The sequence below is a fragment of the Acinetobacter guillouiae CIP 63.46 genome (assembly GCF_000368145.1).
In the GTDB taxonomy this organism is placed as follows: domain Bacteria; phylum Pseudomonadota; class Gammaproteobacteria; order Pseudomonadales; family Moraxellaceae; genus Acinetobacter; species Acinetobacter guillouiae.
Genome location: NZ_KB849285.1, coordinates 69,629 through 81,786, shown reverse-complemented (window position 1 = coordinate 81,786; position 12,158 = coordinate 69,629). Strand labels below are relative to the sequence as shown.

The following is a 12,158-nucleotide window of genomic DNA, read 5'->3' as shown; positions in this document are numbered from 1 at the left end:
CATTCAAAAATGAATGCCAACGAAATGCAAGGCATGGATCATTCAAAAATGAATGCTGACGATATGCAAGGTATGGATCATTCAAAAATGAATGCTGACGATATGCAGGGTATGGATCATTCAAAAATGAATGCTGATGCTATGCAAGGTATGGACCATTCAAAAATGAATGCGAATGATACGCAAGCTATGGATCATTCACAGCATAACAATTCATTGGCAGTTCAAAAAAATGACCAAGCGGTTTATGGGTGGGCAAATGCTTCGACCCCGCAAGGAGATAAAGCACTGCAATACAGTGATTTAAAATCACTAACCCCACAACCTGATACTCGTGATGCCACCAGTGAATTGGTGATTCGCTTAGGCGGAACCATGGAGCGTTATGTTTGGACGATTAATGGTAAAAAATTCAGTGATGCTGAACCACTCAAAGTGAAATACGGCGAACGTATTCGAATTAAATTTATCAATGACAGCATGATGGCGCATCCAATGCATTTACACGGCATGTTTATGCAACTTGAAAATGGTCAGCCTGCTGTGGATATGCCCAATAAACACACCATTGTTGTACCACCTGCAAAAACAGTTACAGCATTATTAACCGCTGATGAATTGGGTGAATGGGCAATCCATTGTCATTTGCTCTACCACATGAGTGCAGGGATGATGAATAAATTGATTGTTGCCAATGTGAGTGATGGCAAAGTATCCACTCAGCCAGTTCAAACAACAAACACCACTCAAAAGACTGAAGTGAAAGGAGACGAACATGCAAATCATTAATCTTTTTTCTAAATCAGTTTTGGCAAGTTCATTACTTATACTCAGTGGTTTGGCTTTGGCCCATGAAGGGCATCAGATGCAAAATGATGCAAGTATTGCAACTGAATCAACTGTCGTGACTGATCATTCAACCATGGATCATTCAAAAATGAATCAGTTGGATGAGCAAAGCAATGCTGTAGATCATACACAGCATCAAGCGCTTACAACCACTACGGGGGAGGAGAGCATAGCTTCGCATAGTACCCATGATCATCGTAAAGAACATGGTGCACAGGTTTATCAAAGAGTGACTATTGATAATGCTTGGATGCTGGATGAAGATGGAAAAGGTACATTAGATTCCTCTTTTGAACTAAGAGTAGGTACCGATGAAAATAAACTATTCATTAAAGGAAGCTCCAGTAAGGCCGAATCAGACAAAGTAGAATATGATTTAAGTGCCCTCTATAGCCGTAACATTGCTGATTTTTGGGATGTACAGGCGGGAGTGCGTTACAGTGATAATCCTGAACGAAGCACTGATCAGGAACGCATTGATGCTGCTTTGGGTTTACATGGTTTGGCGCAGTACTTTTTTGAAACAGATGCTTATCTGTATTTCGGACTGGACAGTCGGGTTGCATTTAGCCTAGAAACTGAACGTGATTTACTACTGACACAAAAGCTGATTTTAAAGCCTTATTTAGATTTAAATGTGGTCTTTAGCGATGATTCACGCTATGCCCAAAAAACAGGCCTAAACAGTATTAAAACAGGTTTAGAAACCCGTTATGAAATCACAAAAAAGGTGATGCCTTATGTGAGTGTGGCCTATGCATATTCTAAGGGTAATAAAGAGACAGCATGGCAAACTGCAACCGACTCCGAATCAGGTTGGTTATATGGTGCAGGTCTGCGTTTTAGATTCTAAGCTTTGGTTTTTCGTATAAAGCAAAAGGTCACTTCTTTGGGAGTGACCTTTTACGTTTCTGCAATGCCAGCAACACGTTCAAGCTGGTTATTTACAAATTTAAATTCCATTCCATGCTCTGTATCTAAATCATAGTGAATAGAGAGGGTTAAGGTATCGGGTGTACTCACACGCAAATTTAACATGGTCTGTATATAAGGATTATGAGATTCCACATCCTGAATATTCAATGCAGCCTCACCTGATTTTTCTGGATTTTCATAATAATGTGCATAAAGCTTTTGATAGCGTTCAAAAGCATGTTGCTGAATGGTCTGAATATGTTGTTCAATACTATTGATAAATAATTGGTAGGTTTTTGCAAAAGCGTTGAGTTGATCAAGATTGGGCGCTTCTTCGATTTCATCGCCATCTTCATCAAACTCTTCCCCTAAGAAAATCTCCCGATCAGCATTTTGATTAAAAAAACAATGTGAAAAAAATGTTTCTGAACTAAACCCAGCCCAGCTCGGGTGGATATCACCCCAATAATCATGTTTCATGGTTTTGATTCCTGATTTTTATATTTAGCATGCTTGATCATAAAGTAAGCCTCAGGAAAAAAATTATTCGAAATGTAAAAAAGGTCAAATTTTGTAAATTTTAATAAATTCCTCAACATGAGTTGATATAATTAGGCTTCTTCAGGAGGAACGACCTCCCTCAATTTGAGAAAAAATCGTCAGGACGGCCTGATTCTAATTTAAATTTGGAGCTGGTCATGGCTTGGGTTTTTCTTATTTTCGCAGGTATCTTTGAAATCGTTTGGGCATATAGTATGAAATTGTCCGAAGGTTTTACAAAGCTTACACCAAGTATTGTCACCTTATTTTTTATGATTTTAAGCTTTGGTCTATTGGCATATGCGATGCGTACTTTGCCATTGGGAACTGCTTATACCATTTGGACCGGGATTGGAGCGATAGGCTCATTCTTGGTTGGTATTTTTATTTTGGGTGAACCTGCAACAGCAATGCGGATGTTTGCTGCTGTACTGATTGTTTCTGGCTTAGTTTTAATGAAACTTTCTTCGTCTTAATTTATTGAAATATTTAAGTGCTATTTCTGCAGGAGATAGCACTTTTTTTATGTGTAGTTCATGGTGTAATCAATAGTCGAAACACCCAATAGAAAATGGTGAATGTGTAATGGCATGGGTTTTATTGGCAGTTGCGGGTGTGTTTGAGGTGGTTTGGGCATATTTTATGAAGGTGTCTGATGGGTTTACCAAGCTGACACCGAGTATCTTGACCATCATCTTTATGATTGCAAGTTTTGCATTACTTTCTTATGCAATGAAAACATTACCACTTGGTACCGCTTATACCGTGTGGACAGGGATTGGTGCGATTGGTTCTTTTGCCGTCGGAATTTTCTTTTTAGGTGAAGCGGCTTCAGCGATGCGGATGTTGGCTGCTGTATTGATTATTTCAGGTCTTATTTTGATGAAATTATCTTCAAGCTAAGTTAAGCTGTTGCTGAGTTGGAAAGGGAATAAGGACATGCAACTTTCATTTATGGAAATGAGCTCCCCAGTCGGGATATTAAAATTAGTCGCCCATGATCATGCCTTGGTTGCAGTACTTTGGGAAAATGAAAATCCTAAACGGGTTCGTTTGGCTGAATTAATTAAAAACAATACACATCCAGTTTTGTTGGAGACGGCGAAACAATTGAATGAGTATTTTCAAGGAAAAAGAACCCAGTTCGATTTACCGCTAGATTTTGCGGGGACTGAGTTTCAGCAGAAAGTTTGGCAAGCTTTATTGACGATTCCCTTTGGTGAAACGCGTAGCTATAAAGAGATCGCAGAACAGATTGGAAATGTCAAAGCGGTTCGGGCAGTGGGCGCAGCGAATGGTAAAAATCCCATCTCTATTATTGCGCCATGTCATCGTGTGGTCGGGGCTGATGGTAAATTAGTGGGTTTTGCGGGTGGGTTGGATAATAAGGATATTCTTTTAAAAATTGAACAAGTGCCATAGACTCAACGCTATTCATTATTACATTACAATTTAAAATGATTGCACAAATTTTTGCACCATTGTTATCAAATCTAGGTTGGATCGTTTTACTTTTGGTTGCGATTACGCTGGTTAAATTATTTAAGCCCTTTTTAAAAGGGAAAATAGGTGAATTTGCTGTCAGCACCCATGTAAAACTCTATTTAGACAAAGAAAATTATATTTTATTGAATGATTGTACGCTACCTGATGAGCAAAATCAGACCACCCAAATAGATCATATTTTATTAAGTCCTTATGGTATTTTTGTCATTGAAACAAAGAATTATAAAGGTTGGATATTTGGTGGCGAGCGTCAAAAGATTTGGACACAAAAGATTTATAAAAAGAGCTATAAGTTCCAAAATCCATTACATCAAAATTATAAGCACCAAAAAGTTTTAGAAAGTGTGCTCACAGATATTGTTGATTCCACTCAGATTCATTCAATCGTGGTTTTTATGCCTGATTGCGAATTTAAAACCCAAATGCCAAACAATGTCTTTCGTGGTGCAGGTTGGACAGATTATGTCAAACAATTTAAGCAAATCAACATTTCTCCAATGAAATTAAAACGTATTCAGTATCGTCTAGAGAAAGAAATTTTAGAAAAGTCGTGGAAAACCAATCGCCAACATATACAAAGCCTTAAAGATAAATATACTGAGAAATGAACATATTACTCATAATTAACATCGTACTGATTAAATTATATTTTGTATGATTGGATCCGTATGCTGTAACTGTGGCATTAAGATCAGCAGAGGATGAGGGGAAAAATCACTCATCCGCAGCTTTAGACTTTAACCATTTCCATTGCCCATTTTTAAATTGGTAAGTGTCGATCCACCATCTTGCGCCACCTCGACATGAGCTGGTCATTTGTTTCTTCTGGGGAATCAGTTTGAGATCCGTCAATCCAGAACATTGTGCATGGCTAAAATCAAATTTTTCTTGGTCCAACACTTGATAATCTTTACTTTTAGGTCGGTAGAGAAAAATATCAAAAATAGAATAAACCCCCATTCCCATATCAGGTGTAGACACAGCAATATCGGTATATCCATCAAAATTATAGTCTTGAAAATGAATCTGTCGTTTTCGTTCAAATGGTAATTCTGCAAGATCAAATGCTTGCTGTTTAGCCGGTGTTTGAATGATGAGTTGACCTGATTCATCATCGCCATCTTTAAAAATAAAATGGGTTTTTTGCCCATTCACTACATCGTTAATATTGTGATTTACAGTTTGTTGTTGTGGTTGAGCAAATGCGGCGAATGAGGTTAAAAGTAAACTTGATAGCATTATTGTCGTGAGTGTTTTATGCATTGTTATTCTCGTTGTCATTCCCATTGTTTGAGGGGATTTCCAAGTTTCAACTGTTTAGTGAAACTTGGATGCTATTTTCAAAAGTGCAGAGCAATGTTCAGCATTTAAAAGCGCTTTGGAATTTTTTGCCCACCTTCAATCGGTGTTTCGGCATTTTTTAATACACCAAATAACCATGTTTCAGCATGTTGTACCGCGATTTTAAGCGGATCTCCTAGTGCTAAACGTCCTGCAATAAAGCTTGCCAATGAACAACCTGAACCATGGTATTCACCTTCTAAACGGGGACATTTAGATTCAGCGATCATTTCACCATTCACATACAAGGCGTTGCGAATATAGTCTGGGGTATCTTCATGCCCACCTTTTACCAGAACAGCTTGTGCGCCCATTTCAAACAGCTTGGCTGTGGCTTTTTCTATGTCTTGTTCTGCTGTTAAGGCACGTAATTCCACAGTATTTGGGGTAATGATTGTTGCCAGAGGAATTAGTTCGATAAAGGCTTTAACCAAGGTCTCTTGATTACCCAGTGAACCACCACTATTTGCCACTAAAACAGGATCAAGTACATATAGATAATCTGGATGTTCACGTAAAAACTCAGCCAGCGCAGCAATATTATCTGTCGTCCCTAACATTCCCGATTTGATGGCTTTAATAGGTAAATCACCGACAACAGCATTGGCCTGAGCAAGCAGTAGTTCTTTGGAGCTGGCTTCAAAACCAAAAACTTGTTGAGAGTTTTGAATGGTTAATGCTGTACAAGCAATTGCCGCATGTGCGCCACTTTGACCAATCGCTTCAATATCAGCCTGTATACCAGCACCACCAGAAGGGTCTAGACCTGAAAAACAAAGTACAGTAGGGCGCACGATGATGTCCTTAATTCACAAATTTACGTTAGTATAGGCAAGTTTACGAGAACACTCGATAGTAATTTGATAATTGTTTCAAACACAGATTTAAAGGATTGGATGGTGATAAAGAATATTTTAATTGATCTCGATGGCACATTAACCGACCCAAAAGTAGGCATTACGACATCTGCACGTTATGGACTTGCAAAGGTTGGGCATCCGATTCCTGACAGTGAAAATATCGACTGGATTATTGGTCCACCGTTAAAGGCATCATTGGCAAAGCTACTTAATGTTGAAGCAAATAATATTTTAGCTGAACAAGCTTTATTGGGTTATCGTGAACGTTTTGCTGTAACAGGCTTATTTGAAAACCATGTTTTTGATGATGTTGCACAAACCTTGGAAGCCTTAAAAAGTAAGGGTTATCGACTGTTTTTAGCCACTGCAAAACCTGAAGTTTATGCACGTCAAATTTTAGATCATTTTGATTTATTAAAATATTTTGATTATCCCTATGGCAGTGAGTTAAATGGCGAGCGCACCAATAAAGGCGAGTTAATCACTTATATCCTTGAAAAAGAAAAGTTAAATCCAGAAGAGTGTTTGATGGTGGGAGACCGGGAACATGATATTTTTGGTGCACGTAAAAATGCGATTGAAACCATTGCGGTAGAGTATGGATATGGCTCAAAACAAGAATTGGACGAAGCAGAGCCGAAAACAAGAATTGCAAAGTTCTCTGAATTGTTAAACCTGCTCTAAATCTGCTTTTAGTTCAGACTTTTGAGATAATTCCAATTCACCTTAATCATCCCCAACATAGAGAAACCATACTCTGAGTTGGGGAGTACATGCAATCACATAGTTAGTAGTAATCACATATTTAAACAGGGGCTAAATCCCCAGTAATCTTTTAATGTCATTCACTCAATTGGGTAGAGATACCGCATGATGTGGAAGCATTAAACGCTTAAACCCATCACCGCTCAATTTACGATCCACTTGTAGTAAAACTTGGCTTTAATGTGGCGATATATTTAAATCTGCAATGCATCCCAAGTCAGCCCATCTAAAGGTAAAATGATGGAATTAGCGCACATCCAAATACAATGATTCCTTAATTTCCTCCATCACAATATAGCTATGTGAAGAGGCTGAAGACGGAAGTTTTTTAAGTAAATCACCAAGTAAGCGTCGATAAGCGCTCATTTCTTTTAGTCGGGCTTTGACTAAATAATCAAAATCTCCCGAAATAAGATGGCACTCTTGTACTTCTGGTATTTCCATTAAGTCCTTAGCCACTTGTTCAAACACATCGCCAGATTTTGCAGATAAACTAATTTCTAGAAAAACCAATAGGTTGCGATCAAGATGTTTCGGGTTTAGACGTGCATGATAACCCATAATGATACCATCTCGCTCCAAACGTTTGACGCGTTCAGAACAGGGTGTGGTCGATAAACTGACCCGTGAGGCCAACTCGCTGATGGCAATTCGACCCTCATTTTGAAGAATATCTAAAATCATTCGATCTATACGGTCTAATTTACGCATCAATTATTCCCTTTTTTTTAATCATTTTTCACGACAATAAATTAAAACACCTAAATTTTAGCATTAAAAATAGTGAAATAAACTATTGAACCAAAAATATACTAGTGAAGTAAACTAGTAAATGCATAAAGGATAAGAAATGCGTGTAATAGTATTAGGTAGTGGTGTGATTGGCGTAGCAAGTGCATATTACCTCGCGCAGCAAGGAGCACAAGTTACAGTTTTAGACCGTCAAGCAGGTCCAGCTGAAGAAACCAGCTTTGGTAATGCAGGTCAAATTTCTCCAGGATATTCGACACCGTGGGCTGCACCCGGTATTCCATTTAAAGCAGTTAAGTGGATGTTTCAACATCATGCACCACTTGCGATTAATATCGATGGCAGTATGTGGCAGTTACAGTGGATGGCGCAAATGCTTAAAAACTGTAACTCAGAAAGTTATGCGATCAACAAAGAACGTATGACCCGTGTTGCAGAATATAGTCGTGACTGTTTAAGAGAATTACGTAAAGATACTGGGATTGAATACGAAAACCGTTCAAAAGGCACATTGCAAGTTTTCCGTAATGAAGCTCAATTAGAAATGGTTCAGCGTGATATTGCTGTACTTAAAGAATGTGGTGTTCCACATGAGTTATTGCTTAAAGATGATCTTGCTAAAGTAGAACCAGCACTTGAACATGCCAAAGATAAATTGGTAGGTGGTTTACATCTTCCAAATGATGAAACAGGTGACTGCTATTTATTTACCAATGCTTTAGCCAATTTAGCCAAAGGTTTAGGTGTCGAGTTTAAATTCAACCAAAATGTTGAAAGATTGGTGGTTGAAGGTGATGAAATCAAAGGTGTTGTGGTCAATGGTGAAGTGTTAACTGCTGATCGCTATGTATTGGCTTTTGGTAGCTATTCACGTGATTTCTTAAAGCCGCTGGAATTGAATTTACCAGTTTACCCAGTGAAGGGTTATTCTTTAACCATTCCAATTGTTGATCCAACATTTGCACCACAATCTACAGTTTTGGATGAAACCTATAAAATCGCAATTACTCGTTTTGATCAACGTATTCGTGTTGGTGGAATGGCAGAATTAAGCGGTTTTAATCATGGTTTAAATGCGGATCGCCGTGGCACATTGGAAATGGTGACCCAAGATTTATTCCCGGGTGGTGATTTGGCACAAGCATCATTTTGGACCGGTCTTCGCCCAATGACCCCAGACAGCACACCAATTATTGGCGCAACACGTTTTAAAAACTTATTCCTCAATACTGGACATGGCACTTTAGGCTGGACGATGGCATGTGGTTCAGGAAAATTGATTAGTGATTTGGTACTTAATCATCAAACCGATATTAGTACCGAAGGTTTATCTATTCAGCGTTATCCACACGCTGCTTAAGTGCCACTTTATTAAAACAGTGATAAATAAATTGTTTAGCGATAAATAATTTACAACGCCAATCCATATTCAGGGATGAATAAAATGCCTAGACCAATTACTGCCGTCATTCATCAGGATGCTTTGCTGCATAACCTGAATGTCGCCCGTCAATTTATGCCACAAAGTAAAGTTTTTACCGTGGTCAAGGCCAATGCTTATGGACACGGTATTGAACGTGTCTATGATGCATTCAAATCCGCAGATGGTTTTGCTTTGTTGGATATCGATGAAGCAAAACGCCTAAGAACATCGGGATGGACCGGTCCAATTCTGCTCTTAGAAGGCATTTTTTCAACAGATGATTTATTGGATTGTGAAAAGTATCAATTAAGTTTTAGCTTGCATAATGAAGATCAAGTGAATTGGCTAGAACAATTTCAAAGCCAATCTCTCAAAGACAATCCAGCACAGGCGCAATTCGATGTATTTTTAAAAATGAATACAGGAATGAATCGCCTTGGGTTTAAACCTGATGTGTATCGGGCAATGTGGCAAAGATTAAAGCAATTCGATGTGGTAAAATCTATCACGCATATGATGCATTTTTCAGATGCTGATGGTGAGCGTTTGGGGCAATCTGGGATTGCCTACCAGCAAGCTATTTTTGAACAAACCATTCAAGATTTAGACGGTGAGCGCTCAGTTTCAAATAGTGCGGCCATTCTCCGACATTCACAAGATTTACGTTCAGATTATATTCGTAGCGGGATTATGCTGTACGGCAGTTCTCCAGACTATCCAACACATTCAATTCAAGATTGGAATCTTAAACCAAGCATGAGTTTACGCAGTGAAATCATTGCAATTCAAGATTTACAGCCAAGTGAAACAGTAGGGTATGGATCTAGATTTACTGCAACCCAAGCCATGAAAATCGGAATCGTGGCATGTGGTTATGCAGATGGTTACCAACGTATTTCGACGGATGCACCCGTATTGGTCAATTCTGTACGAACCCAAACTATTGGTCGTGTCAGCATGGACATGTTAGCGGTTGATTTAACCCATATCCCAGATGCGCGAGTTGGAAGCGAAGTGGTACTTTGGGGACAGTCGTCAAATGGAACTGTACTGCCGATTGATGAAGTTGCAGCAAGTTCTGGAACCGTAGGTTATGAGCTCATGTGTGGTGTAACTGCACGGGTCAATTTTAAAATTTCAAAATAAGGACATCAACATGTCAAACAACGTTCAACACGCAGACATTCAAAAGCTCAACAGCAATCAAGTGATGAGTGCAGTTACCATTTTCAATAAAGTGGTTTATTTGTCTGGTCAAGTTCCTAAAAATACCCAACAGGATATTATTGGTCAAACTCAAGAAATCTTGGCAACAATTGACCAGTTATTGCTTGAGGCAAATACTGATAAATCACGTTTATTGTCTGCTCATGTCTACATCAAAAATTTAGATGATTTTGCAACTTTTAACACCATTTGGATTGATTGGTTAGAAGGCTGTGTTGCACCATCTCGTGCAACAATTCAAGCGGATTTGGTTAATCCAGATTGGTTGATTGAGATCGCAGTTATTGCGGCGCAGGCATAAATTAATCTCTTGTCATAAAGTAGAATTGATTATTGTCAATAATTAAAGCAGTATTTGCCCCGAATTAAAGCTGGTCACATGTAAACCATGTGGCCCAGTTCGCGTTAGGTAGAACAATAGAACGGGAATGTTCTTATGCCACAAGCGGGTTTTACCTCCAAAAAATTGTCAAAAAGGATATTTTTATGACAACTTCAAGCCATTCAGATGACGTACCATCGTCGCCAAATGAGCTACAACGGAAATTATCCAATCGTCACCTACAATTGATTGCGATTGGTGGTGCAATTGGTACAGGCTTATTTATGGGTTCAGGGAAAACCATTTCCCTTGCAGGCCCTTCAATTCTGATCATTTATATGATCATTGGTGCAATGTTCTTTTTCCTGATGCGCGCATTGGGTGAAATTTTACTTTCAAATCTGCACTACAAATCCTTTATTGATATGGCACATGACTTAATTGGTCCGGGTGCTGGCTATTATATTGGCTGGTCATACTGGCTCGGTTGGATCTTAGTGGGTATTGCGGATTTGGCTGCAATTATCAATTATCTCAATTTTTGGCTTCCTGACGGAACCGCCTTTACCCCCATGGGACAAGCCTTAATTAGTGCTGGATGCGTACTCTTGGTATTGGGGATTAATCTCCTCACGGTAAAGTTGTTTGGTGAAATTGAGTTTTGGTTTGCTTTGATCAAAATTTTAGCCATTGTCGGATTGATTCTTATTGGTGGCTATATGGTGTTGAGCCATTTCCAAGCACCAACAGGTTCAGTTGCAAGCTTCAGCAATGTCTGGTCGCATGGTGGCATGTTCCCGAAAGGCGCAAGTGGCTTTTTAGCAGGTTTCCAAATTGCCTTGTTTGCTTTTGTCGGTGTCGAGCTGATCGGTACTATGGCGGCAGAAACCAAAGATCCTGAAAAGAACTTACCTAAAGCGGTCAATGCGATTCCGACCCGTATTATTTTGTTCTATGTATTGGCACTCTTTATCGTGATGTCGGTAACCCCTTGGAATGAAATTCCTGCGGATCAAAGTCCATTTGTCACATTGTTCCTACATGCTGGTATTGGTGCAGCTGCTGTGATTATGAACTTGGTGGTTTTATCCTCGGTAATGTCATCGATGAACAGTGGTGTATTTTCAACCAGTCGTATGTTGTTTGGATTGGCTAAAGAAGGGCAAGCACCGACTAAGTTGGCTGAGCTGTCTAAACGCGCCGTTCCTGCAAAAGGTTTATTGTTCTCTTGTGGCTTTATTATGGCAGGTGCAGCACTACAATATTTTGTTCCAAATACCGTTGAAGCATTTACCTTAGCCAGTTCTTTATGTGTGATTTTATTCATTAGTATCTGGAGTATTATTATGGTGTGTTATATACGCTACCGTAAATTACGCCCAGAATTGCATGAGAAATCAAACTTTAAAATGCCGGGTGGTGTATGGATGTCTTATCTTGTTTTGATCTTCCTTGCCTTTACTTTGGTGATTTTAAGTCTTGAGCCTGATACTTTAAAAGCTTTAATCATCAGCCCATTGTGGGTGATTATTTTAGCGGTGACCTATCAAATGATGTATAAACCGCGTATGAAAAAGCGTAATCAACAGCTTTAATGTTGAATATTCAATTGATCAGGAGATGATGTTAGATCATCTCCTGAATAACTATGATATGAAAG

At 38.9% G+C, this 12,158-nt stretch carries 15 protein-coding genes; 11 read left to right on the top strand and 4 right to left on the bottom strand.

Going from position 1 to position 12,158, the window contains the following annotated elements; all coding sequences use genetic code 11:
- Together F981_RS23405 and F981_RS17180 are read left to right on the top strand one after the other, a co-directional pair.
- On the top strand, nucleotides 1-789 hold a 789-nt coding region (locus F981_RS23405), incomplete at its 5' end, for a multicopper oxidase domain-containing protein (RefSeq protein WP_004723682.1).
- Entirely contained in the window at nucleotides 776-1,702 is a 927-nt protein-coding gene (locus F981_RS17180) for a copper resistance protein B (RefSeq protein WP_004723681.1), read from the top strand. The genes F981_RS23405 and F981_RS17180, both read left to right, overlap by 14 nt.
- Nucleotides 1,703-1,752: 50 nt before the next feature.
- Here F981_RS17180 and F981_RS17175 read toward each other — a convergent pair whose 3' ends face one another.
- A complete protein-coding gene (locus F981_RS17175) occupies nucleotides 1,753-2,244 on the bottom strand; it encodes a DUF6985 domain-containing protein (protein ID WP_004723679.1) in 492 nt (163 codons plus the stop codon).
- Nucleotides 2,245-2,462: 218 nt separating this feature from the next.
- Between F981_RS17175 and F981_RS17170 the strand changes: the two genes are divergently transcribed.
- The 4 genes from F981_RS17170 to F981_RS17155 all read left to right on the top strand — a co-directional run bounded on the left by F981_RS17170 (nucleotide 2,463) and on the right by F981_RS17155 (nucleotide 4,418).
- A complete protein-coding gene (locus F981_RS17170; RefSeq protein WP_004723678.1) occupies nucleotides 2,463-2,780 on the top strand; it encodes a DMT family transporter in 318 nt (105 codons plus the stop codon).
- Between the two features lie 109 nt (nucleotides 2,781-2,889).
- Complete coding sequence (locus F981_RS17165; RefSeq protein ID WP_004723676.1) at nucleotides 2,890-3,207, top strand: DMT family transporter; 318 nt, start codon at nucleotides 2,890-2,892, stop codon at nucleotides 3,205-3,207.
- Between the two features lie 36 nt (nucleotides 3,208-3,243).
- Nucleotides 3,244-3,726, top strand: a complete 483-nt coding sequence (locus tag F981_RS17160; RefSeq protein ID WP_004723675.1) for a methylated-DNA--[protein]-cysteine S-methyltransferase — start codon at nucleotides 3,244-3,246, stop codon at nucleotides 3,724-3,726.
- A 35-nt stretch (nucleotides 3,727-3,761) separates the two neighbouring features.
- On the top strand, nucleotides 3,762-4,418 hold the full coding sequence (locus F981_RS17155) for a nuclease-related domain-containing protein (RefSeq protein WP_004723674.1): 657 nt from the start codon (nucleotides 3,762-3,764) through the stop codon (nucleotides 4,416-4,418).
- 106 nt (nucleotides 4,419-4,524) lie between these two features.
- Here the strand turns inward: F981_RS17155 and F981_RS17150 are convergent, their stop codons facing one another.
- Together F981_RS17150 and F981_RS17145 are read right to left on the bottom strand one after the other, a co-directional pair.
- Entirely contained in the window at nucleotides 4,525-5,073 is a 549-nt protein-coding gene (locus tag F981_RS17150; protein WP_004723673.1) for an XAC2610-related protein, read from the bottom strand.
- A 104-nt stretch (nucleotides 5,074-5,177) separates the two neighbouring features.
- A complete protein-coding gene (locus F981_RS17145) occupies nucleotides 5,178-5,945 on the bottom strand; it encodes a hydroxymethylpyrimidine/phosphomethylpyrimidine kinase (protein WP_004723672.1) in 768 nt (255 codons plus the stop codon).
- Nucleotides 5,946-6,047: 102 nt separating this feature from the next.
- On the opposite strand from F981_RS17145, the gene F981_RS17140 reads away from it, so the two are divergent.
- Entirely contained in the window at nucleotides 6,048-6,695 is a 648-nt protein-coding gene (locus F981_RS17140) for an HAD-IA family hydrolase (RefSeq protein ID WP_004723671.1), read from the top strand.
- 327 nt (nucleotides 6,696-7,022) lie between these two features.
- Here F981_RS17140 and F981_RS17135 read toward each other — a convergent pair whose 3' ends face one another.
- Entirely contained in the window at nucleotides 7,023-7,487 is a 465-nt protein-coding gene (locus F981_RS17135) for an Lrp/AsnC ligand binding domain-containing protein (RefSeq protein WP_004723670.1), read from the bottom strand.
- A 139-nt stretch (nucleotides 7,488-7,626) separates the two neighbouring features.
- Between F981_RS17135 and F981_RS17130 the strand changes: the two genes are divergently transcribed.
- From F981_RS17130 to F981_RS17115, 4 genes are all read left to right on the top strand, one after another.
- A complete protein-coding gene (locus F981_RS17130; protein WP_004723669.1) occupies nucleotides 7,627-8,886 on the top strand; it encodes a D-amino acid dehydrogenase in 1,260 nt (419 codons plus the stop codon).
- Between the two features lie 84 nt (nucleotides 8,887-8,970).
- Entirely contained in the window at nucleotides 8,971-10,095 is a 1,125-nt protein-coding gene (alr, locus tag F981_RS17125; protein ID WP_004723668.1) for an alanine racemase, read from the top strand.
- A 10-nt stretch (nucleotides 10,096-10,105) separates the two neighbouring features.
- A complete protein-coding gene (locus F981_RS17120; RefSeq protein WP_004723667.1) occupies nucleotides 10,106-10,477 on the top strand; it encodes a RidA family protein in 372 nt (123 codons plus the stop codon).
- A gap of 185 nt (nucleotides 10,478-10,662) precedes the next feature.
- Entirely contained in the window at nucleotides 10,663-12,093 is a 1,431-nt protein-coding gene (locus F981_RS17115; RefSeq protein WP_004723666.1) for an amino acid permease, read from the top strand.
- Nucleotides 12,094-12,158 lie beyond the last annotated feature (65 nt).